Here is a 24,983-nt window from a genome sequence, read left to right as displayed (position 1 = left end):
CGACCTGGAACCGGAGGGCTCACCCATGCCGCAGATCACCGTCGACCACTCCGCACAAGTGAAGTCCTCCTTCGCGTGCGACTGGCCCGCTTTCGTCCGGGACCTGCACAGCACCGTGGTGGAGATCGCGGCGGCGAAGCTCCCCGCGTGCAAGACCCGGTTGCGCCCGACCGGCGACGTCTTCATCGGCCACGAGCAGGCAGAGGCCCACGCCCTGGTGCACGTCCACATCGCCCTGCTCCCCGGGCGGACCGAGGAGACCAAGGCACGGCTCACCGAGGCCGTCCTGGAACTGGTGCGGCGGCATGTGCGGGCGGTCGACGACCTGACCCTGCACGCCTCCGCCGAGGTACGCGAGCTCGACGCGTCCTACCGGAAGTTCGAGGGCTGAGGTCTTTCGTTCGGATCGGGCCGGACCCCGCGAGTCCGGCCCGACCCGAACGAGAGGCCCCGGCCGGGCCTCACCGGCCGGCGGACGGTCTCACGCCAGGTCGGCGCGGCCCAGCCAGGCCGGCCGCACCGGCACGCCGTCCTCGTCCAGCTCGACGGCCGGCTCGACCCGCTGCTCCGCCGGCTCACTCGAGGGAGCGGCAGGGGCGACCGGCGGCGGGACCGGTGCCTCGACCACGGGTTTGGGGGCGGGGGGCGCGGCCGAGTCCTCCAGCAGTTCCGCCAGGGTGAACCGGGTCACGAACGACTGCCACGCCCCGTCGACGACGAGCAGGAACCCGTCGCCGGCCCGCAGGAGGCGACGGCGCTTGGGACTCAGGGGGTGCATGGGGACGTGGTTCCGCGCCCGTCGCTCCAGCTCCGCGAGCGCCTCGCTCCGGGACCCGGTGACGTGCGCCACCACATGGGCCTCCGTGTGCTTGCGCTCCCCGGAACCCATGGTCGTCTCGACGACCAGCCCCCACGTCGTCACGGTGCTCACCGGGACGCCAGCGCCATGAGCCGGCCCACCAGGTCGACGAACGGCCCGTCGCCCGGCTCGTCCTTGAGCAGGCCGCGCAGCAGCACGCCCAACTCCTCGTCATGGGCCGCGGCGACGGCACAGAGCGCGGCGAAGTCGTGCACCAGCTGGGTCTCCAGCTCGGCGCGCGGTATACGCCGGCCGTCCAGCCAGAGCAACGCCGTCGACTCGGCGAGCGAGATCCAGGACCGCACCACCAGCTCCAGCCGCGCGGGCGGATCCACCGCGCCCATGTGCGACAGAATCTGTTCGTACGCCCGCTGCCGTACGGAGTCGACCAGCGCGTTGGTGGTCGAGGCTGTCTTCATGGAGAAGGCTCCGCCTGCGGGGACCGCCGGGCCGCCGCGCATCAGGGCGGAGAAACCGGGCCCGTGCTCGTCGACGAAGTCGAAGTACCGACCCATCACCCGCAGCAGCCGCGCCCCCAGCGGGCCCTCGCGCGGCTCCACGAACCGCGACGCCAGATCGTCCGCGGCACGCCTCAACGCGGCTTCGTAGAGGCTGAGTTTGCCGGGGAAGTAGTGGTAGACCAGCGGGCGTGAGATGCCGGCCGCCGACGCGATCTCGTCGATGGAGACGTCGTCGGGCGAGCGACGGCTGAACAGTTCGAGGGCGACGCCGATCAACTGCTGCCGCCGCTCCTCGACTCCCATTCTGCGACGTACCCCGGTAGTCATACATACAGCCTACCGATCGAATCCGGCCGTGAACGGTCCGGACCGGGCGGCAGTGATCGTCCGATCCGTCGGCCGGCCCGCCCCGGGTCAGCGGAGCCCGGTGACCGGGTCCCCGTTCTCCAGGGTGCCCTCGAGGTCGGCCTGGGCGCCCTGTTCGGCCTCGAGGGTCAGCAGGTTGCCCTGCGCGGTGCCCTCGACCCCGCCCGTCGCGGTGACCGACGTGGTGCCGCGGCTGCCGGCGGCCAGCAGGTACCAGGTGCCCGCCCCGGACTTCCACAGCACCCCGGCCAGCACCCGGGGTTCACGCTCCCCGCACTGCGGCACGTCCTCGGCCCGGGCCGCCACCGCCCCGACCGGTGCGCCCGGCGTGTGGAACTGAGCCAGCACCCGGGTACCGCCACCCTGCCAGGTCTCGGCCCGGGTGCACACCCAGGCCGCCGAACCGCTCGCGTCCGGCAGCGGCTGCTCGGCGAAGGCCCACGCGTTCACGCTCCGTACGCCCGCCGAGCGCATCGACGCCAGGGAGCAGGCGAACGGCGACCAGGTGCGCAGCGCCTTCTCCCCGGTGGCCGCACCGGCCCTGCCGGGCCGCCCCGCGGTCAGCACGGCCGGGACCAGCTCGCCGAGGTCGGTCACCAGCCGGGTGCCGGCGCCGTCGGTCAGCTCCAGCACGTTCCACGAGGTGCACGAGCCGGGTTTCGGGGCCGGACCGGCCAGCGGCGAGGTCACGCCGTCGGTGAGCGAGAGGTCCGCCGTGTCCGCGCCGGGCTCGCGCAGGTCCCGCGCACCGGCCGCACGGACCCAGGGCGCCGTCAGATAGCGGACGTTGCCGTCGGACCGGCCCAGCACCAGCGCGCTCGCCCCGGCCCGGTCCGCGCCGTCGACCCGCGCGAAGTCGAGGGCGGCGCCCTCGGCGCCGTCCAGGGGCTCGGCGTACCTGGTGATGCGCAGACCGTCGTGGAGGATCACCACGCGCGCGTTGTCGACCGTCCCGGCGTACAGCAACTGGGGCGGTCCGGCCGGACCGCCGGACGGGGTGCCCGGCGTCGCCGACACCCGCACCCGCTCCCCGGGCCGGGCCCACACGGCGAGGGCCCGCCGCAGCAGGCCCGCGTCGCCGGCCAGGTCACCGCGGGCCGGCCACACGGAGAAGTCGGTACGCGCGGAGGACTTCCAGACGGCGGGGGAGACCCGGGTCAGCTTCCCCGGGTCCAGGGCGGCCTGCGCGGCCCGGTTCAGCGCGTACGGCGGCGCGGCGGCACCGTCGGGGCCCCAGCCGTCGTCCGGCAGCCCGAACAGCGCACCGCAGACGACGAGCGCGGCCCCGGCGGCCAGCGCGGCCTTCAGACGCCGGCGGCGCCGCACCAGATCGGTGGGCCGGGCCTGGAGCGAACAGGGGTCGAACGCGGGAGAGCCGAGCAGCCGGTACTCGGCCGGCACCCGGTCGGCCTCGCGCAGCGCCCCCGCGGCATCGGCTGCACCCGCGTCGGTGAGCACCGCGCGGACGTCGTCGTCCGAAAGCCGCTCCGGGCCGCGCAGCACCCAGGCGGCACGGGCCGGACCGGACAGGGCGGACAGCCTTTGCTCCAGGGCGAGTTCCTCGGCACCCCCGGACCGGGGGAACAGGCGCAGCCCCCACACCTGGGGCAGCAGCGGAGGCAGCGGGGGCAGGGCCGACAGCCCGGCCCGCCTGCGCCGTGCCCCGCGCCTGCGCGAGGGGCACGCCCGCAGCGCGGTCCGCACCACCTGGAGCCGGACCAGCGCGTACCCGGGGCCGCCGTCCTCGTCGTCGGCCCGCGCGGGCCGGGCGGCCTCGGCGGCCCGGTCCGGCCGCCGCCCTGCCCGCGCGGCGTGCGCGGCCCGGCCGTCGGCGGACTGCCGGGGCTGGGCGGGGATCGCCGGCGCCGCGGTGCGGCCGCGGGGCAGCGCGCGCTGCACCAGGGCGTGCGCGGTCAGCACCCGCCGGCTCCGGCCGCGCTGCTCCGGAGGCAGCATCAGGTACGCGAGCCGGACGAGCCGCGGATAGTGCTCGACGAGGGCGGCCTCGGCCTGCCCGACGTCGACGAGCGGTCCGTCGGAGGAAGGGGGAGCGGGGCGCCTGGCGGCATGCTGTGACTGCACGTCAGTCAGAACGAGCGATGCGGCCGCAGGTCACCGATTGAGCACTCCGGGCTCCCGAGCCGTATCGAAGGCGGAGAGCCCCTCGCCGGGGCTCCGTGCGGCATGTCGCCGGAAGGACCGGAGGAACTCATGAGGCTGACCCGACCGATGCTCGCGCTGACCGGCGCGGTGGCGGTACTGGCGCTGGCGGGCTGCGGGTCCGGCGGTGAGGAGACGAACGGCGACGGGAAGAGCGAGGCGCCGGTCATGGCCACCGGCAGCCTGGAGCACCTGGCGGCCGAGGTGAAGTGCGAGCCGAACATGCAGACCGACGCCGACACGATCCGCCAGGCCATCTGCGAGAAGGGCAAGGAGAAGTACGTCCTCGCCACCTTCGCCACCGACCGCGGCCAGCGCGAGTGGATCGAGACGGCCAAGGACTACGGCGGCTTCTACCTCGTCGGCCGCAAGTGGGTCGCCGTCGGTGAGGAGAAGGTGCTCGAGGACCTGCGCGGCCGGCTCGGCGGCGACGTGGAGGAGGGCATCGACCACAGCAGCATGGACCACGGCGGCGGTGCGCACCCGTCCGGCGGGGCGGGGAAGGGGACGGGCGGGCACTCCGGGCACGAGGGCTGACGCCGGGCCCGGCCGGGCCCGGCGTCCGAACGAGCACGCCGGGCAACCGGGAGCACCGGGAACACGGAAAGGGCCGGTGGCGGGATTCCCGCCACCGGCCCTTTCTCCTCACCGGTCCCTCTCAGGGGACGACCGTGGGGACTACGTGCACTTCTTGCCCTTGTTGATGCACTTGACCATCTTGTTCATCAGGTTCTCGTCCATGACGTTGATGAAGTCGTTGTGGTCGGTGATCGGCTTGTGCAGCTGCTCCGGGAAGCTGTCCACGGCGTACGGGTTCTTCACCTGACCGTTCTCGATGGTCGGGGCGGGAACGTCGTACACCAGGCGGACCTGGAGCTGCGGGATGGCCTTGAAGCCGTTCGCGCAGCTGCCGTCCGCCTGGACGAACGCCACGTGGGTGCGGTGGTTGGCGCTGTCGGCGTTCTGCCCGTCCCAGCAGCTCTGGAAGTTGGACGTGCGCACGAGCTGGCTGCCCTCGGGGCACAGCACGTACTTGTCCGTGGACTGCCGGTCCTCGAAGCCGGTACAGCTGTACGAGGTGTTGGCGTTCGCCAGGCCGTTGGTGAACGCCTTGGCGTCACCGGTGATGATGCGCATCAGCTTCGGCATCGCGACGACCTTGCTCCGCTTGTTGCCGACGAACCGGAGCTGGGCCTCCTTGGCCTGCAGGATCTTGCCGACGTTGCCCTCGGCGCCGCCGCCCTGGTCGGCCGCGTCGAACTCCTGGGTGCCGTCCTGCACGCGCAGCACCGGCCAGAAGTACGAGGACTTGTCGCCCTGGTTCTGGCAGCTCGTCTCGGCGGCGACCAGGTCGTCGTCGCTGGAGAGCGAGCTGTTGCTCTGGTTGCCGACGTAGTCGTGCATGTGGTGCGCGCCGTTCGCGACACCGGGAGCCACGATGATGTTGTCGCTGTTGTACAGCTTGTTCTCGTTGACTCCGCACTTCGTGGTGAAGCTGCCCTTGGAGCCGGACCTGCCGTTGGCCGCCAGACCGTTCGGCAGGTTGCGCGAGTTCGGCTGGACGTCGTTGATGTTGATGAAGTCCTCGGCGAACGGGCCCGCGGCGCCGTTGCCGTTGTCGTTCGGGGTCTGGCCCTCGCCCTGGTCCTGGCCGCCGTCGTTCTGACCGTCGCCCTGGTCCTGGCCGTTGTCCTGACCACCGCCGTCCTGACCACCGCCGTCCTGGCCGTCACCGTTCTGGCCGTCACCGTTCTGGCCGTCACCGTTCTGACCGTCGGTCGGCAGCGGCTGGTCGGCGGGGCGGCCGGAGCAGGAGGCGAGTTCGTCCAGGTTCCCGGGAGCCTGACCGCCCGCGCGGCTGATCTCCAGCTTGATCCGGTCGATGAGCACCTTACGCCGGTCCTTGAGCGGACCCAGAATGGTGTTCTGGACGTACTGCGAGTCCCCGGCCTGTGCCCGGCGGGTGGCGACCAGGCTCTGATAGGCGTCGGTGATCTGCTGGTCCATCGAGGCCAGTTCACCGTCGACCTCACCGCGGGCCGGGTCCGGCACGTCGGGGAGCTGCTGGCCCACGTCCGGGCAGTCGATCGTGGCAATCTGCTGTGCCGCGTTCGTCTTCGTCTGATTCTGCGCCTGGTTCGACTCGCCGGCCGAAGCGTAGAAGTTCGCCCAGACCAGCCCGCCCCCACCGAGCGCTAGGGCCGCCGTCCCGGCTACTGCCTTGGCGGCCAACGGCATACGGCGTTTTCTTGTATTGCGTCCCATGGAACTCCTCTGACTTCCTTGCGGGGCATCCCTTGCGGGGCATCGAGGCGCCCGACAGGAGTGAAGCGGCTCCCCTGAATACGGGGACCGCCCCACGGGTGTTCAGCCGTCCCGGAAATTGATGAGAAGTTCTTGCGGCGCTCTGGTTTCAACAGCCCCTGAAACACGAGGAGTTGTCGATCAACCGCATCCGGTGAGGGGGTGCGGGGCCCGGCGGTCCGGTTTCACCGGCCGTGGTCGAGATAGGCGAGAACCGCCAGTACCCGCCGGTTGTCGTCGTCCGAGACCTCCAGGCCCAGTTTGGCGAAGATGTTCGCGGTGTGCTTGGCGATGGCCCGTTCCGTCACCACCAGCTTGCCGGCGATCGCCGCGTTGGACCGGCCCTGAGCCATCTCCTCCAGCACTTCCCCCTCCCGGGGCGTCAGCCGCGCCAGCGGCCGGTCGTCGGCCGACTTCCGCGCCAGCAACTGCTGGATCACCTGCGGGTCCATCGCCGTGCCGCCCGCCGCCACCCGCCGTACGGCGTCGACGAACTGCTCCGCGTCGAACACCCGGTCCTTCAGCAGATAGCCCACCGCGCCACTGCCGTCGGCCAGCAACTCCCGCGCGTACAACTGCTCGACGTGCTGCGACAGCACCAGCACCGGCAGTCCGGGCCGTCGACGGCGCGCTTCGAGCGCGCACTGCAGCCCTTCGTCGGTGTGCGTCGGCGGCAGACGGACGTCGACGACGGCGACGTCCGGGTCCAGCTCCGCCAGCGCGCGGCTGAGCTCGGGCCCGGACTCCACCGCCGCGGCGATCTCGAAGTCGTGGGCCTCGAGGAGCCGGACCAGTCCGTCACGCAGCAGGAACAGGTCTTCGGCTAGGACAACGCGCAAGGGATCTCCATGGTGACCATGGTGGGGCCGCCCGCGGGACTGCTGACGGCGAGGACGCCGTCGAATGTACCCAGTCGCCGCTCCACCCCGGCCAGTCCCGAGCCGGCCCCGATCGCCGCGCCGCCCTTGCCGTTGTCGGTGACGCTCACCCGCACATGTCCCTCGGTGTGATGCAGATCGACCCAGATCCGGTCCGCCTCCGCATGCTTCACCGCGTTGGTGAGCACCTCGCTGACGGCGAAGTACGCGGCCGACTCCACCGGCGCCTCGGCCCGCCCCGGCAGGTCCACGTTCACCTCGGTGGCCACCGGGAGCCGCAGTGCCAGCGCCCGCACCGCGTCGCCCAGGCCGCGCTCCGCCAGCACCGGCGGATGGATGCCGCGCACCAGTTCCCGCAGCTCCGACAGCGCCTCCACCGACGACTTGCGGGCCTGCGCGATCAACTGCCGTGCCTTCTGGGGGTCCTTGTCGAGCAGCGTCTCGATGGTCCCCAGGTCCATGCCCATCGCGACCAGCCGGGCCTGCGCCCCGTCGTGCAGATCCCGCTCGATGCGCCGGAGCTCGGCGGCCGAGGTGTCCACCGCGTCCCGCCGGGTCTCCGTCAACACCCTTACCCGCTCCTCCAGTTCACCTTGGCTGGGGGAGAGGACGGCACGGGTGAGCCGGTAGTGCGCGGCGAGCACGCTCGGGGAGAGGAAGTGGGCCAAGAAGAGCAGCCCGAGGGCCAGCGCCCCGGCGCCGAGCGCGGACGTCCGGTCGCCGACCGGGACGAAGCCGTACCAGTACGGGTCCGGCATCACCCGCCACAGCCCGGCCGCGAGCGCGAACCCCTCCAGCGGGTACAGCAGCAGCACGGCCGGCAGCAGCGCGGTGACGAACCCCGCGGTCATGTCGACCGGCAGCCACAGCAGTTCCCGCCAGGTCGCCGGATCGCGGAGCATCCCGAAGGTGCGCGCCCACGGGTTGGCGTCCTTCGGCACCGGCCGGTACGCGGGCGGAATGCGCACCCCGCCCCACTCCGCGGCCAGCACCCGCCGCCAGTTCGCGTAGGTCCGGGCCCCGTCCAGTACGTACGGCGTGGTGACGATGCCGACACCGGCCGGGATCAACGCGATCGACACCAGGGTCAGGGTGAAGGCCAGCACCGACAGCGGGAGCGACACCAGCGCCAGCCCCAGTCCCCGCAGCGCTCCCTTCAGAAGGCCCTCGGTGTGCCGTGCGCGTCCGCCGCTCCTCTTCGTGACCCCGCTCCCGGCTTCTGGACTCCCGGCCTCCGTGCTCGTGGGGTCCGGGGTCGTCGTGCCACCGCTCGTGTGGCCCGTGCTCCTGCGCTCCGTGGTCATGACGTCAGTCTGGCCGAGCCGCGGGACCCGGTCACGGGGCCGAACCCCCCGACTCCGGGGTGGTGCTACCTACACCCTCTCCTCGCCTCCGCCCGGCTCCTGGACCGTCCCGATCTCCGAGATCTCCGCGAGGACCTTCGCCTCCGTCTCCGGGTCGAGCCCCTTGGCCGTCCGGTCCCGGCGCTGGGGCGCGGCCCCGTCGAGGTCCTGGAGCCAGCGCCAGGTGTCGGCCGCGGTCTCGGCGACGGGACGGCAGCGCAGCCCCGTCGCGAGGGCCCGGGAGACGTCCGAGGTGTGCAGCGCGTCGTGCATCTCGCCGTCCGGCGGCACCCAGACCGGCAGTTGCGTCCACGGTTCGATGCCCGCCCGCAGGATCGTCTCCGGTGCGGTCCACCGCAGCTCGGCCGTGCCCCCCGTCACCTCCGCGCACGCCTCCAGCAGCGTGCCCATCGTCTCGTGCCCCTGCGGGCCGGTCAGGTTGTAGGGCCCGCCGATCCCCTGCTCGGCCGCCCCGAGGATCCACTCGGCGAGGTCGCGGACGTCGACGTACTGGAGGGTCAGGTCACGGGGTCCCGGCGCGAGGACCGGGCCGCCGCGGGCCATCCGGTTCAGCCACCAGGGCAGCCGACCGACGTTCTCGTACGGCCCGAGGATCAGCCCCGCCCGCACCAGCACCGACCGGTCGGCGCCGAAGGCGTCCACGACGGCCAGTTCGCCGCCCCGCTTGTCCCGCGCGTAGTCGGTGTGACCGGCGTCCGCGCGGGCGTCCGCCACCAGGGGGGCCTCCTCGGTGGCTCCGGCGGGCGCGGGCCACTCGTACACCGAACGGCTCGACACGTACACGTACCGGTCGGCGCGGTCCCGCAGCAGCCGCGCCGTGTCCCGGACGGCACGCGGGGCCGCCGACCAGGTGTCGACGACGACGTCCCACGTGCCGTCCGCCTCGTCCAGGGCGGCCAGGCCGTCGACGGCCGTGCGGTCGCCCCGCAGCGACCGCACGCCCGGCACGGCCGCGTGCCGCCCCCGGTGGAAGACGGTCACCTCCCAGCCCCGCCCCAGCGCCGCCTCCACGACGGCCCGTCCCGCGAACTCCGTACCACCCAGCACCAGAAGTCTCATGGGCCGGACTCTGCCGGACCGGGTGGCGTGGGGGAACGGGGATCTGCCGAGAGCAGAGCGGCGGGGCTCAGGGAAGGTACTTGTAACCGACCCGGCGCACAGTCTGGATCGTGCCCCGGTGCTCGGCGCCCAGCTTGCGGCGCAGCCGGGCGATGTGGACGTCGACGGTGCGGCCGTCGCCCACATGGCCGTAGCCCCACACCGTGGCGACCAGGTGGTCGCGGGTGTGCACCCGGTTCGGGTGGGCCACGAGATGGGCGAGCAGCTCGAACTCCAGGTAGGTGAGGTCGAGTCGGCGCCCGTCCACCTCGGCGGTGCGCTGCACGGTGTCGACCCGGATCCGCCGGTCGTCGCCGGCGGCGGTGTCGTCGGCGGCGCCGGGCGCGGCCGTGGAAGCCGTGCCGGGGTGCCGGCCGGTTCCGGGGCCCGGGACCGCCACCGGGAACGGCGGCCGCTGGTCGGCGGGGACCAGCACCAGGTAGCCGACCATCGGCGGATGTCCGGGCAGGGCGGGCAGGGTGTGCTGCGGCGCGGGCAGCCAGGTGGCCCCCGGCGGGAGCAGGTCGGCGACCGTGACCACCTCGTCCGGTGCGACGGCCCGCAGCCGGTGGCGCGGATGACCGTTCGCCGGCGCGGTACGGGACGAGTGGGGTGAGGTGCCGGCAGGGGTGCCCAGCGGGGCGGGGGAGGTGGAGGGGGTCGCGGAGACGGTGGTGGCCGCGTCGGCCGCGGCGGGGAAAGGACGAGTGGTCGCCATGAGAGGTCAGCTCTTTCGCGCGAAGGGTTCGTCGAGATGCTCGACGGCCGCGAGATCGTGGTCGGGCTCGTCGAGGACGTACGCGGTTCGCGCCGGTGGAAGGCCGGGATGTACGGCGTCAGAGGGCCGGCGCGGTCGTCGCGCGGCAACACTCCCGGTCGAAGTCGTCGTGCTGACGGGAGGGCCAGAAGGGCTCGAGGTCATGGCGACCCGTCGTGATGAGCTCCCGGAAACCGTCCATGCCCCCATTGAAGCAGAACCCGGGCCCCGGCAGGAGCCCCGTTCACGGCGTGGACGCCCGGAACGGCCCGAAACCCGACGGAGCGAGGGGCGTCCGGCGGACGGGCACCCCTCGCTTCACCAGCGGGTGTCGGGGGAGGGGCGGCTCAGACCCGGCCGGCCTTCTCCGGCGCGGAGCAGCACGTGTCGACCATCAGACGCGTCACCAGGTACGGGTCCACGTCGGCGTTCGGACGGCGGTCCTCGATGTAGCCCTTGCCGTCCCGCTCGACCTGCCACGGGATGCGGACCGAGGCGCCGCGCCCCGGATCGCCCTGTGAGCACGGCGTGGCGGAGGCGAGTCGTATGCGAGTCGTATGCGAAGGGGCCAGGGGAGGGGCCGTGCACGACGGGCCCGTACACGACAGGGAGCCCTCCCCCGCTCTCGACGGCGGTCGAGCGGGGGAGGGCTCCCACCCCGGGCGCGACCGGGCCGGGACGCGCTGCGGCACGTCCCGCCCCTCGAACTCGGTCTGCGCCTCAGGGGGTTCTCATGGGTGCTTCCGGGTTCCGGGGCAGGCTTTGGGGCCTCAGCCCACCTTCTCGATGAGCGCCCGGCGGATCAGGAACTTGCCGGGCTCCCGAACCTGCTCGAAGGCCGCGTTGTTGAGCAGGGCACAGCTGCCGGACACACCGGTGACCTCGACGGTCGTGGACTTGTTGTTGTCCAGGTTGGTGACCTTGAGCCGCGTCCCGGCCGGGAACTGGTTGCTGGACGCCGCCGGGGCGCCGTCCTCGCCGGAGAGGGTGATCGTGGAGCCGTTGCACACCTGCTCACCGGAGGCCGCCGCACCGCCGCCGCCCGGATTCTGTGCGGCGTCGTCCTCGCCGGCCTGCTCCTCCGGAGCGGGCTGCTGGGGCTGCGCGGGCTGCTCGGGCTGTGCAGGCTGGGAGTCCTGAGCCGACTCCCCCACCGTGCACCCGGACGCCTTCTGCTGGAGCTCGATCTGGGCGATGACCGCTTCACGGTTGGCGATCCGCGCCTCGGACTGCGCGTCGGGGTTGGTCCGTTGCCCCTCGATGAACTTCTGGTTGTTGCCGAGCGCGGTGGCGAGGCCCTGACAGACGGTCGAGTCGGCCGCCGACTTGGTGGTGGGCGCCTGGGAGGCGTTCGACGTGCTCGCCATGACGAAGGCACCGCCACCGGCCACCGTCACCGCGCTCAGCAGCAGCGCGATCTTCTTCTTGGGGCCGAGCGTTCTCCTGCGCGACATGCGCGCCTCCTGAAACGGTAGGGGAGCGTACGCCGCTATGTACGAGATCCCGAACAGAGTTGCTCAGCGCGCCGGCCGATTCTCCGAAGTGGCCTGCGTCACAAGGAGGTTGGGCTTCAGCGGGACAGGGCGTCCCGTACCGCCTCGTCGGTGCGGGCCACGACCGCCGTGCCGTCCTCGGCGGTGATGATCGGGCGCTGGATCAACTGGGGATGCTCGGAGAGTGCCGTGATCCAGCGCCCGCGCGATCCGTCGTCCCGCGGCCACTCCTTGAGCCCGAACTCCTTGGCGGCGGCCTCCTGGGTGCGGGTGATGTCCCACGGCTCCAGCCCGAGCCGCTCCAGCACCTCCCGGATCTCGTCCGGGCTCGGTACGTCCTCCAGATAGCGGCGGACGACGTAGTCGGCGCCCTCGGCGTCCAGCAGGCTGATGGCGCTCCGGCACTTGGAACAGGCCGGATTGATCCAGATCTCCATGCCGCCCACAGTACGCCCGGCCCCGCTCTGTTCGATTTCTCTCCGGCCTCACGCGCCCCCTTCGAACCGGGTGTTCCGCGGCTGCAATTCGCCACCTCACCTGGGCATTCGATGGCTGCTTCGGGTTCCCCGGTTGTCAGTGCCGGGCAGTAAACTAGGAGCAGTGTTCGAGGGTGTGGCCGGGGCCGGCGTGGATCTCGGTGGACACCCTGACCGCGACAGGAGGATCCCTGTGCCCGCTGCCGCACTCAAGCCGATGCCCATCCAGTCCACAGCGAAGCGTGCCGTCCAGCTCGAAATGCCCTGCGTGCCCGTGGCGAAGCGGCCACTGCCGCCGGGCCGCCCGCGGGACTGGTACGTGACGCACAACCGCCGCCTCAAGGCGATGCGGCTGGCCATCGCCCTGCTCGACTCCGGCGTCTACCTCCCCGACCAGGCCCGCAACGAGACGATACGCGGCATGGCGAACCTGATCGGCGTACACCAGCCGTCGGACACGACCTGCCACATGGTCCGGGCCTTCATGCGCTACAACCGTTGAACCGATCCCTGGCCGACGCCGGGCACCCCCGCTCCCCGGGGGTGCCCGGTCGTTCTGCGATCAGGCCGGGCCCCGGTGACCGGCGGGGGCGGAGCGGCCCCTCGTGATCAGTACGGCCGGAAATTGATGTAGCCGAGGAAGACGATCACTGCGGCGACACAGCCGAGGACCATGGCGGTGGAGACCCAGGACGACGACGAGCGACGGGACGCCCGGTACTCCGGCTCGCCGCGGAACGGGACCGGGCCGGGAGGGTTGTCCTTCCAGCGCGCGGCGAGCATGCGGGCCCGGGCCGACGGCTCCTTGTGCTCGGCCGTGTCCGCCCACTTGATGTCGAACTCGCGCTCCTCGTCGTCCCTCTCGGACATCCCCGTGACCTCTCTCGAACAACAGTGTCCGTTCAATCATCTCTCGCCGGGTTCGCCGGGGGAAGCAGGTTCCGGACACGTGCGGGGGGTCCCGCTCCCGGCGGGGCCGGACGGTTCGCCGCCCCGAACGCCCTCGGGCATCGAGGTGAGAGACGTGCGGATCGAGGGTTTGACCGGTGATTGTCATGCTCATGTATTAGGTCGGGTCTACCCGCATAGACAGCCGTACGTCATCCGATCGCATCCCTCATCGAGCAGGAGATCACCTTGACCGTATCCACGCCCCTGCGCACCACCCTGATCGGGGTCGCACTGAGCGCAACCGTCCTGGTACCCCTCCAGGGCACCGCGTTCGCAGCGCAGGCCGCGACGACCGGGGCCGCCACCACCGGCACGGCGTCGTCGGTCGCCGGGATCGAGGACGAGACCGCCCGCGCCCTCGCGAGGTCGCTGGCCGACGAGGCCTGGAAGAGACAGCTCGGCGCGGCCGCCTCGGGCGGGGACGCGGTGGACCTGCGGGCCCTGACCGAGGGCACCCGCACCGCCGCCGGCCGGCGCCTGGCCTCCCCGGTCGCCGAAGCCGACCGGGCCGTCGCCGCCGTGAAGGGGTTGCCCTCCGACGTCGGCTCGCTGCTGCGGGTCTCCCTCGTGCCCCCGGCGGCGAAGGCCGGAGCCGAGGACGCGGCCCCGCTGGTGGCCGCGGCGCCGTCCGACGACGACGGCACCGGGTTCACGGCGTACGACAGCCGGGGCAACGCCCACACCCTGGACACGGACGAGGCCCCGGACCGGCCCGTCTACCTGGTGGACATCGACGGGGCCAAGGCGGTCTCCGCGGGCCTGAAGGTCGTCGGCGAGGCCCTGGCGGCCAAGGGCCTGGACGTCCCCGCCCCCGCGTCGGAGGTGAACACCAGTGCCGCGAAGGCGACTTCGTCCCCCCTCGCCGCCACGGCCGGCATCGACACCACCCTGATCGACTCGGTGCGGATCGCCGACGTCAAGGAACCGGGAATCAAGGGCGACGCCGAGATTTTCACCCTGGTCACGGGCTTCGGCAAGGACGGCAAGCCCCGCGTCGACACCGTCGAGATGCCGTACTTGAACAAGGCGGCCACCACGTACTACCCGAACCAGGTCCTCGTGAACTGGTCCAACTACAAATACAACATGGCCGACGCCGTCATGATGGAGGACGACGGCGACACCAACTACCAGGCCCTGGCCAAGGCCATCGTCACCGTCCTGCTCACCATCACCGACCAGGGTGTGTACACCCCGCTCGCCGATGCCCTCCTGGACGCCGTTCCCACGTCCTGGTGGACGGACGACCCGGACTACGTCGACTCCTGGTACACCCTCGCCAAGACCACCAAGGGCACCCGCAACGGCGCGGCCGCCAACGGCTGGATGAACGTCTCGCCGTACTTCGTGTCGGAACTCTGACGGCCTGCGCCGAACGACCCCGCCGGGGTCGTTCGGCGCAGTGCCCCCGTACGGCACGTGGCATCCGCGTACGCTCGCCCCGATGAACGGACGAAGACGGAAGAAGCTCTCCGGAAGGCTGGTCGAGGCGGCGGCCTTCGGAGAGGCCGGCACGGTGCGTGCGCTCCTGCGGGCGGGCGCCGATCCCGACGGAGCCAATACCGACGGCACCACCCCGCTGTACGCGGCCGCCGTCGGCGGGGCCACGGAGATCGTCGCCCTCCTGCTGGAGGCGGGAGCCTCCCCGGACGTGGAAAGCCGCGACGAGACGGACGGAACGCCTCTGTGCGCGGCCGCCGCTTGGGGCCATGCCGACGTCGTACGTCATCTCCTCGCCCAGGGTGCCGACCCCGGTCTCCGCGAGGACGACGGCGAGGGGCGCTCGCCCCTCGAGTGGGCCGGGAACGGCCACCACACGAGAACGGCCGAACTCCTCCTCGCAGCGGGCGGACAGGGCCCGGCCGGGACAGCGAGGGCCGTCACCACCCCGGCAGGGTGGTGACGGCCCTCGCAGCGGCCCGTGCGTGCGGGCGGAGAAGAGGCCGGGCGGCGTGCGTCCGGCCAGTGCTCCTTACACGTCGAAGAAGTGACGGGCCGGGTCCCTGACCTGCGTCCGCGTAATCGATCAACGCTGCGACCTGCGACTTAACCGTCGGTGGTTGTCAGCGTTGGTCGTCGTTGAGTGCCCTCCGACGGCCCGGAGACGGCCCGGGCCGGTCATGGGCCATGGCGACTGATGCCCTGAAGTGCACGCAGGCCCGCATGCTGCTACAAACCGCGCAGCGCCTCGTACAGATCGTCGTAGGCTGACCAGCAGTCAATGCTGCGGTCGTCGTACAGGCTGCCCATGTACCAGTCGTCGTCATGAACAGGCTTCACGAGGCACAGGTCGTGGAACCCGAGAATGATCTCTGGATGCAGTACCTCGTGGGCTCCGGTGCCGCCCACCCACTTCACCGCCCGGTCTGGATCCAGCGCGACAGCCTCTCGGTCCCCGGATACGTCGCGGATCTGCTGAAGGGTCCACCCTGAAGGTAGCTGTGCGTCTGCCATTCGCAGATGCTCTCACCCACCAGGTGTGGAGCACCGCTCTGAAAGCCATGCCTCCTCGATGCGAACTATGGGCGGGACGGTCGCTGATGTCCGGCTGTCGGCATGGTGGTTGCTGTACCTCGCTGCTGTACAGCAGAGCACCACCTTAGTACTCCAGCCGGACTTCTGTATTTACCCTGGTCAACGGCCTGGCAGCGGGGAGTGTAGCGGGTGCGCTGTGGTCGCGGGACGGTCTTGCCGGGGCCGTCCCACCAACGGGTGCCCGCGCCGCATGTAATGACAGCGTCGGGCTCGTGCTTGGTGGCGGCGTCTCCAGCGGGACCAGTTCACCGCGTGGTCGCGGCCTGCAGGATAGCGGCGGGGTTCAGTTGCCAGCAGACGGCGGATTTCAGCCGGTGTGAGGTCCACGAGGTCGGGCGTGTCGGCCGTGTCACCCCTTTTTCGCGTTCCTGGGCGGCCATCGCCGCGAGGAACGCGTGGGCGAGCATGGCGAGCGTGATGTGCCGGTACCAGCCCACGTAGCGGCGGACCTCGTACTGGTCCAGGCCGCACTCGTTCTTCGCGCTCTGGAAACACTCCTCTATCTTCCAGCGGCAACCGGCGACGCGGACCAGGTCGGCGGCGGTGGCTTCGAGCGGGGCGCAGGCGAGGTAGTAGGCGATCTCGTCGGGTTTGCTGATGCTGCGGCGGGCCAGCATCCATCGCTGCCGGGTCGGCTCGCCGCCGTCGGGCTCGGCCACGGCGGGCAGACGGGCGGCGGCCCAGTCGTAGGAGCGCTCGCCCTTGGCTCCCTGCCCCGCCGACAGACGCTGCCACGCCTCGAGCGGGGCCTGCTCGATGAGATGGTCGATGCGCGGGCCGTTCACCTGCTGGGACTTGGGCACGGCCACGACGTAGAAGAGGCCGCGGTCTTCCAGGAAACGACGGAAGTGGGAGTCCTGGCCGTAGGCGGAATCGGCGGTGACCCAGGTGAAAGGGAGCGGAGAGGCCAGGGCGCGCTCGATCATGTCGCGGGCGAGGTCGCCCTTGGTGGCGAAGGTGCGGTCGTCGGGGACGCGGGCCGCTCGGCAGCGCTCGCGGTCACCGGTCCAGGACTTGGGCAGGTAGAGCTCGCGGTCGACCAGGGCGTGGCCGCGGGTGGTGGCATAGGCGGCAAACACCCTGATCTGGCAGTTTTCGGTGCGGCCGGCTGTGCCGGAATATTGGCGCTGCACTCCGGCAGAGGTGGTGCCCTTCTTCACGAATCCGGTGTCGTCGACAATCAACACACCGTCTGGCGTGCCGAGTTGTTCGGCGACGTAGGTTTGCAGGTCGTCGCGCAGGCCGTCGGCGTCCCACCGGCTGTGGGAGAGCAGGTGCTGCAGGCCGTGTGGGGTGGCGTGGCCGGCGTACTCGGCGAGCTGCCAGCTGTTCTTGCGGCCGACCGGGCCGAGCAGCCCGCGGACGTAGTCCCGCATTCGCCGGCGTGGTTCCACACGGGAGAAGCGTCCACCGATCCGCAGGAAGAGTTCTTCGAGTTCCAGGTCCCAGGCGTTCGTCGGTACGTCGTGGATCACGACAACGGACTGCTCGTCGCGCTGTCATTACATGCGGCGCGGGCACACGTTGGTGGGACGGCCCCGGCAAGACCGTCCCGCGACCACAGCGCACCCGCTACACTCCCCGCTGCCAGGCCGTTGACCAGGGTAAATACAGAAGTCCGGCTGGAGTATTAGGAGTGAGGGAAATCTCAGCGCCCGCGATAAACCACCTATAAGGTGGTTCCATGTCCGATACTTCCGATCCATGCAATGAAAGCGACACCGTCGACGATGCTGAGGGAGAACCTCTTTCTTCCTGGGGTCGATTCGCGGCTGGAATAACAGGACTGGCGCTATCCGGGTCTGGCGCCGCTGCTGTTTTTGTGACGGATAATCAAGCAGGTTCGGTCGCCCTAGTCCTGGGTGGAATCGTCTTCTTGCTTATGCTTATAAGTGGTAACCCGCTTCTAAGCTTAGGGCACGGGGATACACAAATGAAGTTTGCGGCAAAGCGTCGGCGAGAACGAGTAATCAACGAGGCTCGCGAGGCGCCTCCTCAGGAAGCTCGCCGAACTCTTGATGTACTCAGGACCGTGGACCCCGGGGCGACGAGTGACACCTCTTTCATTCAGACCTCTGCACACGTTTATGGGAGCCTCCTCAAGGTCGAACTGATCCGCATCTACCCTGAATATGACCTCATTGAGCAGAGAGTGGATGCTGGCGCCGACTTTCGCATTCATACCCCAGATCGGAGATCGGCTTCTATTGAAGTGAAATATCTAGGTCAGCAGAGGGCGCTTTCTGCTATGCATGTAAGACAGTTGATCGGCATGGCTAGCGTCAGCGCTGAAGGTCATTTGTTGATTTCTAATCGGAGACTTACGCGCGCTGCTGCCGAAATGATGTCTGACGCCCAGGGGCGGGGCATAAAAGTAGAATTCGTGCACTGGCGAGACGATTTGGACAATCGCGATCTTAAGCAAGCTGTAGATACCTTGCTTCGCGGTGACGCGTCGAGCCAGTTGTGAAGGTGCGGACGTATCAGGTCGGAGGCCCCGGACCGTGATCGGTCCGGGGCCTTTGCGCTGGCCCCCGGCAGGATTCGAACGCCGACACCCGCTTTAGGAGTTCGACCTTCCCCCGGTGTGGTCGCGGCCCATGTCGCGCACCGGTGCCATAGAGGGCTGCCGGTTTTCGCCGCCGTCCACGCTCGTTGATGTCAGCGAAACAGCCCGTTCTTGTCACATCCATGGTGCAGGTCCCGTCCTCGATGCCCAAGCCGAGAGCCCAGTGGTGTCGTAAAGCCGGATACTCTGCCTGGTCCCGTAGTCAATTGCCTGCCGTGTGAACGTGGACGTTGTTACAAGTACTGCGACTTGCGCGTTGTGAACGCTGTAGCAAGTGCCCCCGAAGCGTTGAAGATCCGGTGAACCAACCTTGTTCGTAGGAGAGTATCGCTTGCACTGAATCACGACTCGGCGACCGTCAGGCGTAGTAGCGATTACATCCGCGCCCAAGTCGCCCGCTCCGCCGACGACTTGTACGTTCAAACAACCATCGCGCTGACACAGGTATGCCACTGCGTGCTCGAACTCCCGCGGGTTCATCAGGTAGTAGGACTCAATCTCTTGGGCCCGCAACGCGAATATTCGCTCTGCTTCGAGTTGGCGTTTGTGCTCTATGGCAGCGTTCCGCCGACCGTTGCGTGCAGCTCCAACGATGACTAGGGAAACTACGATCCAAATGAAAACACCGACAGGGTTGAATGAGGCAAGCCATGATCCTCCTCCTCCCACTATCAGCAGGAGAGTCAAGTCTGTCCCGCTCCAAGGAAGACTGCGGGACATGTGAGCGTCCCCCAGATCCGTAGCGTCCTGCCCCTCACTGCCCTGATGCCACGGTCTTACCGGCTGCGTCATCAACCCCCCAAGTGACCAACTATTTGATCGGAGGATATCGGTATTTTCCAGTTGTAGAAGGTCTGTACCTAGCGGAGCGCCCGCGACGGGCCAAGCCGCAGCGCGGCAGCAGCCAGCTCCCCTGCAACCATCTCCAGGGCGTTCGGTCCGCTCACACGCTCGCGTCCGTGACGGCGGCGGTACGGCGGCCCGGGTCCGCCGGCCTTTTCTGCCCGGCCTGGTCGCCCGGCCCGGGCGCCACCCCTTCCGCCGCTGGCCTGGTCAACAGCACTACGGCTATGGCCGCTGACGGCCGTGCGCGGGCCACGTAAACCGCTCAGCGATGCCGCCGCGGCCTCTGGCCTTCACGGAGTGGTGACTGTCCCTCCTCTGCCCGCTGCACGTAGCGCGCCGCCGGGCGCGGCCAGCCGGGGCGAAGACAGGAGGCAGGCCGGCGCCGCAGAGGCGGCGCGCGCCCGCGCCGTGCGCGGGCCCTGATGAAGTAGAGAAAGTTGTACCGCGCTGGGAGCGCGACGGTTTTCAAGACCGGCCAGAAGCCGTCTGTGAAATACCCCGTGACCTGCTGCTTTCCCGTCACAGCGGAATCATCCTCCGGCCTCATGGCCAGAGGATGGCCAGAGCACACCCACCAAGGCTCTAACGGGAGTCGTGGCCCATGGGGCCGGCACCTGCCGCCGCGTTTTGACGTCCTCGCACCAATGGTGCGAGGACGGCTACGACACCCAGCCGGTGCCGAAGGGCCCCCCAGCACCGCTGTCAGGGAGGAGCCTGCCTACGCTTCCCCCATGGCCAAGGGTGAGATCGGTCTTGAAGCGGTACTCAGGGCGTTGGACGAGTACGACCAGGCGGGTCGGGACGCCTTTCTGGCTGACCACGACTTCAAGCGGTCACGTAAGTTCTACGTGCAGCACAACGGCAAGCTGTATGACGCCAAGGCCATAGCCAATGCCGCCTACCAGTACGAGCACGACACTCCGCCCAACCCTCCCATCAGCGGGGGCCGAGCCGATGCCAACCGACGACTGAGCGCGCTGGGCTTCACTATCGTCGACCTCGTTCCCGGCACGGTCGATGGGGAGAGAACGTGGCGCCAAGCCGTGTGGTCGCACTGGCAGGTGCAGAAGGATCGCGAGGGCCGGGTGCTGCCACCCCAGGCCCTTCATGACTTCGCGACCTGCGGAGAAGGCCGCGGTGTGTGGCTGGACAAAGCGAAAACCACGCTCATCCGCAACGCTGGCCTAGCGAAGGGCGTCCTGGACACGGGCTCGCATCGCTCGGACATCCTCACCGAGCAGAGCGTGCTCTACCAGTACCCCAGGACTGACGGGGGCCGGGTCGATTCAGAGATCGACGTCATGAAGACAGCCGCCGAGTCGCGCTTGCCCATCTTTGTTTTGGTTACGCCTGCACCTTGCCCAGAAGGGCGTATCGCCCGACTCGCCTGGGTGGAAGGGTGGGACGACCAAAGCAGCACGTTCCTCCTGTCCTTCAACGACTCACCGCCAGAGCAGGTTCTGACCAAGGACCACTCAGACGATGAACCGTTCACCCTCACAGGGGGAAGAAGTCGTCACGAACAGCGGAGCGTCCGAGTAAGACCCGATCAATCTCGCTTCAAGCTGGGAGTCTTTCAGCGCTACTCCCCCCGCTGTCCACTCTCCGGTGTCAGTGTTCTCGAGATGCTGGAAGCGGCCCACCTGCGGCCCGTCGCGGACGATGGCACGAATGATCCCCGTAACGGCATCCCCCTCAACGCAGCTCTGCACCGCGCTTTCGATGCCCACCTCTTCGCTTTCCACCCGACAACGTTGGAAGTAGTCACCAGGCGAGAGGGGCCGACGCCGGCTCAGCTAGGCATCACCACTCCGAACCTCCGAGGCCTCGCGCGCCAACCACATGAGGAGGCCTTGCGCTGGCGCTACGACGAGTGGAGAAGGCAGACCGGTGCCGCCAGCAGTCTGCCTGCCGAAAAGACCAGCAACAGCGCCACCTGATCCGTAGGCGTGTGCGTCCTTCTGGTGGATCACGCGGAGACCTCGTTCAGCGCGAGGTGAGCGACGCGAGGAACGCGCCGCCAGTACGCCGCCGTGCGTTGCTGTACGCAGGTGTTGATGTCAGCCGTGGATGTCAGGTCATCTTCTTCATCGCTTCGATCTCTTCGAGAGTGGTCACCCGCGCCCGGCGCCGGGCGCTCGGCTTCCTGGCCGGTTCCTCGGACGCCGACGGGGAGACAGGCAGCGTCACGGCCCCTGCCTGTTCAGCGCCGGTCCTGACGCCCGCGCTTGCTGCGCTCGCCGCGTCCTGCCCCTTCGTAGCGATCTCGATGAGCCCTTCGAGGGGCGCGGCATGTGCTCGGCACAGGCTCAGCGTGACCGTTCTCCCGCCGTCCACCGTAATCTCGTACGACTTCGCCGGAGTCCGGCGGTCAATGTCGCAGGCGGTGATCTCGACCTTCATCCCACTCCCACTTTGATCCCGAGACGACGCCTTCGCGCTGTCGCTGTGCAAGGTTGACAGCACGCGGACCGGCGAGTGCAAGTACGTCTCATAAGATCATGCGAACAAGAAGCGGAATCTGAGGGGGTACTCGTGGGAAAGCGCAAGATCGTGGACGAGGGCGAGGTCATCAGGTGGTTCGAGGAGGGCTGGACCTACAAGGAGATGATCGATGAGTACAAGCGGAAGTACAACATCGAAACTGTGTCATCGATGTGGGGCAACTTCCGCCGACGCAGGGGGCTCGACCGTCGCATCGCGCGGGACGACGATCTCATTCCCTGGGCCGTGAATCTCGAGCACCGCCAGCGGTATCAGGTCGCCATGCTCCGGGCCGAGGCACGGCGCCGGGCCGGCATGCCTCTCGACGAGGATCGGTCCAAACGGCTTTACGCCTGGCGCCTGATGCTCGAGGAGGAGAACGCCGTTGTGCACTACGACCCGGACACGGTCGACGGCTTCTTCTACGTGCCCCGGGAGCCGAGCGACGACGACATCATTCGCCGGCCGGCCCGGAAGTCCACCCTGCGGAGGAACGCCGACAGGCAGTGACCCGCACTCGACGACAACGATGCAGGAAGCCGTGTGAAGCAGTAACCGACCGAGCCCTCGCGACCAACAGCCCCGCCCCAACCTCACCGGGAAACGGACAACACCTCAGGAACCGCCCTTTCAGAGACCTTCTGATCCGTAGCTCTATGTGAATCGGTCGGCGGCGCTCATACCGGTTGCGTTATGGCCTTACGCGGACGCTACTGGGTGGGACCGGTTGCTGTGGTTGCTGTACTTCGCTGCTGTACGCCTAGCGACTGCCAAGGGATGGCGACGGATCGGATCCGGTCCCCCTCCGCCTCGAGGTTACGTATCTAGGAAGTCCCAGTCATCACCGAGAACCCACCTCAGACCGCGTTTGAGATCTGCCGTGCCTGTGCGATGGAGCGGTCGTTGAACTCTGCGTGAGTGGTGTTGGGGGCGGCTATCCGTCGGATCTGACGGACGAACAGTGGGTGTTGGTGGAGCCGTTGCTGCCGCCAGCGCGAGTAGGGCCGAGGGGTGGGCGTCGGGAGAAGCACCCACGTCGGCGGACCGTGGACGCGATCTTCTACGTGGTGCGGACCGGGTGCGCCTGGCGGCAGCTGCCGAAGGACTTCCCGCCCTGGCCCACTGTGTACTGGTACTTCACCTGGTGGCACGACGACGGCACCGTCGAGCACGTCCACGACGTCCTGCGCGGCAGGGTCCGTGAGGCCGACGGCCGAAACGCAGAGCCGAGTGCAGGGCTGATCGACTCGCAGTCTGTCCGCACCGCCGACACCGTCCCGGCGGCCACCAGGGGCTTCGACGCGGGCAAGAAGGTCAAGGGCCGCAAGAGGTTCCTGGTCACCGACACCCTCGGCCTGCTCGTCGCGATCCATGTCGTCGCGGCCAGTGTCCAGGATCGGGATGGCGCGAAGCGGCCGCTGCTGTGGACTCGACTCGACCATCCGCAGATTCGGAAGATCTGGGCGGATCAGGGCTTCGCCGGTCGCCTGGTCGACTGGACCACCCAGGTGCTCGGCCGCGAGCTGGACATCGTCCGCAAGGATCCTGGCCAGCGCGGCTTCCAGGTCCAGCCCAAGCGCTGGGCGATCGAGCGCACCTTCTCGTGGCTCACCGCCCACCGCCGCCTCGCCAGGGACTACGAGACCAGCCCGGCCCGTTCCGAAACCATGATCCGCTGGGCAATGATCGGCCTCATGGTCCGCCGCCTCACCCGCGGTCGGCCGGCGACACGGCAGGGCCCGCGCCCGCTTGCGCGAAAGGTTCCATAGACACGCCGGTCCGCCCGCCCATGGGTAACATTCCGCGTCAGCGCGCTACGGAGTCAGGAACCGTTCAACCTTCTGTTGCAGGTCAGGTGGCAGGTCGGTCAACTCCGAGACGATCGCGCGAAGCTCTCGGCCGAGTCCGGAAGACTCGGTCCAGACCGCTGGGTTCCTGGTGAGGACCGCGGACAGCAGATCGCCTTCGTACATGACACCCTCTGCCATCGGGTTGTCCCGCAGCACCTTGAGGGCCAGCGGCAGGAGGTAGGGCAGTCCTATGTCCTGCCCGATCAACAGACGCATGTCCTCGACTGTCAGCTCGCCGATCGGCCGACGCCGCAAGGCGTGTGCAGTAGCGACAAGACGGGTGGCGTCGGCCGACGGGGCTGGCCAGCGGTCACGTTCAAGCTCTTCAAGGGAGCGGTCACAGTTCGGGGGTCACGTCACCGCTCGATTGTCCTACGACGAGATCTCAAACGCGGTCTCAGTGGCTGGCATCTCAGACCACAGATCCTTCCACCATCGTGAACATGGAGCTGAGGCTCCGGCTGCACGCCTTCCCCTACATCGGCTCTCGCTCCCCGAGCGCGTTTCAACCTGCCCATATCCGCATGTGGGCACGGGCCCTCGCAGACTCCGGGATGGCAGCGTCGTATCAGCGGACGGTCTTCGCGAACGTCTCTGCTGTGTTCGGTGCTGCCGTGGACGACGGCATTCTGGCCCGGAATCCCTGCCGCGCAGGCTCCGTGCGGGCGCCCAAGCTGGATCGGCGGAAGATCAAGCCGTGGACGCGTGACCGGGTGGTCGCCGTCCGGGACGGACTCCCGAGCCAGTACGCGACGGCCGTCGACGTCGGTGCCGGGTGCGGTTTGCGGCAGGGTGAGATTTTCGGGCTTGCCGTCGACGAAGTCGACTTCGTCGGGGGAGCGGTGCACGTCGTGCGACAGGTCAAGCTGGTCGGCCCGCAGATGGTGTTCGCCCCGCCCAAGGGAGGCAAGCTGCGAGACGTGCCGCTGCCCGGCGTGGTGTCGGATGCGCTTGCCGCACACATCACCCGCCGGCCCCCTATCGACGTCACTCTGCCGTGGAAGACCCCGGACGGCCCGCCGGGCACAGCGAAATTGCTGTTCTACTCGCGGGAGCGTAAGGCGCTGAACAGGAACTACTTCAACATGTACCTGTGGAAGCCCGCTCTGATTGCTGCCGGCGTTATTCCGGAACGGGTGCCGGGGGAGCGGTTCAAGCCGTCGCGTGAGCACGGCATGCACGCCTTGCGGCACTACTACGCGTCGGTGCTGCTGGACTCGGGAGAGAACATCAAGGCCCTGGCCGAGTACCTCGGTCACTCCGACCCGGGATTCACGCTCCGGACGTACACGCACCTCATGCCGAACAGTCAGGACCGTGCCCGTAGGGCCATCGATGCCGCGTTCGGTGTGCCGGGTGCGGACACCGGTCCTGGCGAAGCTGATTCGCTGATCTGAGCGACGGCCCGGCCGTAGCCCCGACGATCGTTCGCGGTGCAGGGCCCGAAACAGGCCGTCGGCCGTGTCCTTCCACGCAGGAAGGACACGGCCGACGGCCCACAGACGGCCCAGGGGAGCGGAAACCCGCTCTTA

25 protein-coding genes and 2 pseudogenes are annotated in these 24,983 nt (G+C 69.2%); 10 read left to right on the top strand and 17 right to left on the bottom strand.

All coding sequences use genetic code 11. The annotated features are described in order from the left end of the window. Positions 1-25: 25 nt before the first annotated feature. The gene (locus tag OHB56_RS12240) at positions 26-391 is read left to right on the top strand and encodes an isomerase (RefSeq protein WP_326752286.1); all 366 of its coding nucleotides are present in this window, start codon (positions 26-28) and stop codon (positions 389-391) included. A gap of 90 nt (positions 392-481) precedes the next feature. On the opposite strand, the gene OHB56_RS12235 is transcribed toward OHB56_RS12240, so the two are convergent. The 3 genes from OHB56_RS12235 to OHB56_RS12225 form a co-directional block, all read right to left on the bottom strand. Continuing rightward, on the bottom strand, positions 482-889 hold the full coding sequence (locus OHB56_RS12235) for a hypothetical protein (protein WP_406359019.1): 408 nt from the start codon (positions 887-889) through the stop codon (positions 482-484). Positions 890-927: 38 nt separating this feature from the next. After that, positions 928-1,647: a TetR/AcrR family transcriptional regulator gene (locus OHB56_RS12230; RefSeq protein WP_326752284.1), complete on the bottom strand. Its 720-nt coding sequence runs from the start codon at positions 1,645-1,647 to the stop codon at positions 928-930. Positions 1,648-1,734: 87 nt separating this feature from the next. Continuing rightward, on the bottom strand, positions 1,735-3,768 hold the full coding sequence (locus tag OHB56_RS12225) for a hypothetical protein (RefSeq protein WP_406353178.1): 2,034 nt from the start codon (positions 3,766-3,768) through the stop codon (positions 1,735-1,737). A 129-nt stretch (positions 3,769-3,897) separates the two neighbouring features. Between OHB56_RS12225 and OHB56_RS12220 the strand changes: the two genes are divergently transcribed. After that, the gene (locus OHB56_RS12220; RefSeq protein WP_326752282.1) at positions 3,898-4,383 is read left to right on the top strand and encodes a hypothetical protein; all 486 of its coding nucleotides are present in this window, start codon (positions 3,898-3,900) and stop codon (positions 4,381-4,383) included. Positions 4,384-4,524: 141 nt separating this feature from the next. On the opposite strand, the gene OHB56_RS12215 is transcribed toward OHB56_RS12220, so the two are convergent. The 8 genes and pseudogenes from OHB56_RS12215 to OHB56_RS12180 all read right to left on the bottom strand — a co-directional run bounded on the left by OHB56_RS12215 (position 4,525) and on the right by OHB56_RS12180 (position 12,177). Next, complete coding sequence (locus OHB56_RS12215; RefSeq protein ID WP_406353175.1) at positions 4,525-6,111, bottom strand: DUF1996 domain-containing protein; 1,587 nt, start codon at positions 6,109-6,111, stop codon at positions 4,525-4,527. A 224-nt stretch (positions 6,112-6,335) separates the two neighbouring features. Then, positions 6,336-6,989, bottom strand: coding sequence for a response regulator transcription factor (locus OHB56_RS12210; protein ID WP_326752280.1), 654 nt, complete (start codon positions 6,987-6,989; stop codon positions 6,336-6,338). Beyond that, complete coding sequence (locus OHB56_RS12205; RefSeq protein ID WP_406353173.1) at positions 6,974-8,332, bottom strand: sensor histidine kinase; 1,359 nt, start codon at positions 8,330-8,332, stop codon at positions 6,974-6,976. The genes OHB56_RS12210 and OHB56_RS12205 overlap by 16 nt, the downstream gene beginning before the upstream one ends. 69 nt (positions 8,333-8,401) lie before the next feature. Further along, positions 8,402-9,451, bottom strand: coding sequence for an SDR family oxidoreductase (locus OHB56_RS12200; RefSeq protein WP_406353171.1), 1,050 nt, complete (start codon positions 9,449-9,451; stop codon positions 8,402-8,404). Positions 9,452-9,518: 67 nt separating this feature from the next. Beyond that, complete coding sequence (locus OHB56_RS12195; protein ID WP_406353169.1) at positions 9,519-10,208, bottom strand: winged helix-turn-helix domain-containing protein; 690 nt, start codon at positions 10,206-10,208, stop codon at positions 9,519-9,521. Positions 10,209-10,594: 386 nt separating this feature from the next. Beyond that, positions 10,595-10,768: pseudogene (locus OHB56_RS12190) on the bottom strand (glutamine synthetase); the annotation flags it as partial. 249 nt (positions 10,769-11,017) lie between these two features. Then, positions 11,018-11,701, bottom strand: a complete 684-nt coding sequence (locus OHB56_RS12185; RefSeq protein WP_406353167.1) for a hypothetical protein — start codon at positions 11,699-11,701, stop codon at positions 11,018-11,020. 116 nt (positions 11,702-11,817) lie between these two features. Beyond that, complete coding sequence (locus OHB56_RS12180) at positions 11,818-12,177, bottom strand: arsenate reductase family protein (protein ID WP_406353165.1); 360 nt, start codon at positions 12,175-12,177, stop codon at positions 11,818-11,820. A 232-nt stretch (positions 12,178-12,409) separates the two neighbouring features. Here OHB56_RS12180 and OHB56_RS12175 point away from each other — a divergent pair, with 232 nt between their 5' ends. Then, positions 12,410-12,718, top strand: coding sequence for a hypothetical protein (locus OHB56_RS12175; RefSeq protein WP_055597179.1), 309 nt, complete (start codon positions 12,410-12,412; stop codon positions 12,716-12,718). A gap of 107 nt (positions 12,719-12,825) precedes the next feature. On the opposite strand, the gene OHB56_RS12170 is transcribed toward OHB56_RS12175, so the two are convergent. Beyond that, positions 12,826-13,086: a hypothetical protein gene (locus OHB56_RS12170; RefSeq protein WP_326752274.1), complete on the bottom strand. Its 261-nt coding sequence runs from the start codon at positions 13,084-13,086 to the stop codon at positions 12,826-12,828. Positions 13,087-13,353: 267 nt separating this feature from the next. Between OHB56_RS12170 and OHB56_RS12165 the strand changes: the two genes are divergently transcribed. Together OHB56_RS12165 and OHB56_RS12160 are read left to right on the top strand one after the other, a co-directional pair. Further along, positions 13,354-14,529, top strand: coding sequence for a DUF3103 family protein (locus tag OHB56_RS12165; protein WP_406353163.1), 1,176 nt, complete (start codon positions 13,354-13,356; stop codon positions 14,527-14,529). A gap of 82 nt (positions 14,530-14,611) precedes the next feature. Next, positions 14,612-15,070: an ankyrin repeat domain-containing protein gene (locus OHB56_RS12160; protein ID WP_406353161.1), complete on the top strand. Its 459-nt coding sequence runs from the start codon at positions 14,612-14,614 to the stop codon at positions 15,068-15,070. Between the two features lie 266 nt (positions 15,071-15,336). Here the strand turns inward: OHB56_RS12160 and OHB56_RS12155 are convergent, their stop codons facing one another. Both OHB56_RS12155 and OHB56_RS12150 read right to left on the bottom strand, forming a co-directional pair. Further along, the gene (locus OHB56_RS12155) at positions 15,337-15,621 is read right to left on the bottom strand and encodes a hypothetical protein (protein ID WP_406353159.1); all 285 of its coding nucleotides are present in this window, start codon (positions 15,619-15,621) and stop codon (positions 15,337-15,339) included. Positions 15,622-15,947: 326 nt separating this feature from the next. After that, positions 15,948-17,174 (bottom strand): IS701 family transposase, encoded by a 1,227-nt coding sequence (locus OHB56_RS12150; protein WP_406359017.1) that lies wholly within the window; start codon positions 17,172-17,174, stop codon positions 15,948-15,950. Positions 17,175-17,386: 212 nt separating this feature from the next. Here OHB56_RS12150 and OHB56_RS12145 point away from each other — a divergent pair, with 212 nt between their 5' ends. Beyond that, positions 17,387-18,172 (top strand): hypothetical protein, encoded by a 786-nt coding sequence (locus OHB56_RS12145; protein ID WP_406353157.1) that lies wholly within the window; start codon positions 17,387-17,389, stop codon positions 18,170-18,172. Positions 18,173-18,385: 213 nt separating this feature from the next. Here the strand turns inward: OHB56_RS12145 and OHB56_RS12140 are convergent, their stop codons facing one another. Continuing rightward, on the bottom strand, positions 18,386-18,751 hold the full coding sequence (locus OHB56_RS12140) for a restriction endonuclease (protein WP_406359016.1): 366 nt from the start codon (positions 18,749-18,751) through the stop codon (positions 18,386-18,388). Between the two features lie 1,097 nt (positions 18,752-19,848). Between OHB56_RS12140 and OHB56_RS12135 the strand changes: the two genes are divergently transcribed. Beyond that, positions 19,849-21,057, top strand: a complete 1,209-nt coding sequence (locus OHB56_RS12135) for an HNH endonuclease (protein ID WP_406353155.1) — start codon at positions 19,849-19,851, stop codon at positions 21,055-21,057. A gap of 133 nt (positions 21,058-21,190) precedes the next feature. Here the strand turns inward: OHB56_RS12135 and OHB56_RS12130 are convergent, their stop codons facing one another. Next, positions 21,191-21,520 (bottom strand): hypothetical protein, encoded by a 330-nt coding sequence (locus tag OHB56_RS12130; protein ID WP_406353153.1) that lies wholly within the window; start codon positions 21,518-21,520, stop codon positions 21,191-21,193. Positions 21,521-21,652: 132 nt separating this feature from the next. Here OHB56_RS12130 and OHB56_RS12125 point away from each other — a divergent pair, with 132 nt between their 5' ends. Both OHB56_RS12125 and OHB56_RS12120 read left to right on the top strand, forming a co-directional pair. Continuing rightward, positions 21,653-22,111, top strand: a complete 459-nt coding sequence (locus tag OHB56_RS12125) for a hypothetical protein (RefSeq protein ID WP_406353152.1) — start codon at positions 21,653-21,655, stop codon at positions 22,109-22,111. 365 nt (positions 22,112-22,476) lie between these two features. Beyond that, positions 22,477-23,370: an IS5 family transposase gene (locus OHB56_RS12120; RefSeq protein WP_406359014.1), complete on the top strand. Its 894-nt coding sequence runs from the start codon at positions 22,477-22,479 to the stop codon at positions 23,368-23,370. A gap of 45 nt (positions 23,371-23,415) precedes the next feature. On the opposite strand, the pseudogene OHB56_RS12115 reads toward OHB56_RS12120, so the two are convergent. Further along, positions 23,416-23,763, bottom strand: a pseudogene (locus tag OHB56_RS12115) (contact-dependent growth inhibition system immunity protein); the annotation flags it as partial. 131 nt (positions 23,764-23,894) lie between these two features. Here OHB56_RS12115 and OHB56_RS12110 point away from each other — a divergent pair. After that, positions 23,895-24,848: a tyrosine-type recombinase/integrase gene (locus tag OHB56_RS12110; RefSeq protein ID WP_406353151.1), complete on the top strand. Its 954-nt coding sequence runs from the start codon at positions 23,895-23,897 to the stop codon at positions 24,846-24,848. Positions 24,849-24,983: the final 135 nt, after the last annotated feature.

This window comes from Streptomyces sp. NBC_01635 (assembly GCF_045209715.1).
GTDB classification, from domain to species: domain Bacteria; phylum Actinomycetota; class Actinomycetes; order Streptomycetales; family Streptomycetaceae; genus Streptomyces; species Streptomyces hirsutus.
This window is presented reverse-complemented; position numbering and strand designations above follow the sequence as displayed.

Coding starts and splice junctions, on each gene's coding strand:
- OHB56_RS12160 (WP_406353161.1), top strand. CDS start 14,612: ATGAACGGACGAAGACGGAAGAAGCTCTCCGGAAGGCTGGTCGAGGCG.
- OHB56_RS12180 (WP_406353165.1), bottom strand. CDS start 12,177: ATGGAGATCTGGATCAATCCGGCCTGTTCCAAGTGCCGGAGCGCCATC.
- OHB56_RS12110 (WP_406353151.1), top strand. CDS start 23,895: ATGGAGCTGAGGCTCCGGCTGCACGCCTTCCCCTACATCGGCTCTCGC.
- OHB56_RS12200 (WP_406353171.1), bottom strand. CDS start 9,451: ATGAGACTTCTGGTGCTGGGTGGTACGGAGTTCGCGGGACGGGCCGTC.
- OHB56_RS12235 (WP_406359019.1), bottom strand. CDS start 889: ATGGGTTCCGGGGAGCGCAAGCACACGGAGGCCCATGTGGTGGCGCAC.
- OHB56_RS12185 (WP_406353167.1), bottom strand. CDS start 11,701: ATGTCGCGCAGGAGAACGCTCGGCCCCAAGAAGAAGATCGCGCTGCTG.
- OHB56_RS12155 (WP_406353159.1), bottom strand. CDS start 15,621: ATGGCAGACGCACAGCTACCTTCAGGGTGGACCCTTCAGCAGATCCGC.
- OHB56_RS12215 (WP_406353175.1), bottom strand. CDS start 6,111: ATGGGACGCAATACAAGAAAACGCCGTATGCCGTTGGCCGCCAAGGCA.
- OHB56_RS12130 (WP_406353153.1), bottom strand. CDS start 21,520: ATGAAGGTCGAGATCACCGCCTGCGACATTGACCGCCGGACTCCGGCG.
- OHB56_RS12230 (WP_326752284.1), bottom strand. CDS start 1,647: ATGACTACCGGGGTACGTCGCAGAATGGGAGTCGAGGAGCGGCGGCAG.
- OHB56_RS12135 (WP_406353155.1), top strand. CDS start 19,849: ATGGCCAAGGGTGAGATCGGTCTTGAAGCGGTACTCAGGGCGTTGGAC.
- OHB56_RS12140 (WP_406359016.1), bottom strand. CDS start 18,751: ATGAACCCGCGGGAGTTCGAGCACGCAGTGGCATACCTGTGTCAGCGC.
- OHB56_RS12240 (WP_326752286.1), top strand. CDS start 26: ATGCCGCAGATCACCGTCGACCACTCCGCACAAGTGAAGTCCTCCTTC.
- OHB56_RS12220 (WP_326752282.1), top strand. CDS start 3,898: ATGAGGCTGACCCGACCGATGCTCGCGCTGACCGGCGCGGTGGCGGTA.
- OHB56_RS12205 (WP_406353173.1), bottom strand. CDS start 8,332: ATGACCACGGAGCGCAGGAGCACGGGCCACACGAGCGGTGGCACGACG.
- OHB56_RS12145 (WP_406353157.1), top strand. CDS start 17,387: ATGTCCGATACTTCCGATCCATGCAATGAAAGCGACACCGTCGACGAT.
- OHB56_RS12195 (WP_406353169.1), bottom strand. CDS start 10,208: ATGGCGACCACTCGTCCTTTCCCCGCCGCGGCCGACGCGGCCACCACC.
- OHB56_RS12170 (WP_326752274.1), bottom strand. CDS start 13,086: ATGTCCGAGAGGGACGACGAGGAGCGCGAGTTCGACATCAAGTGGGCG.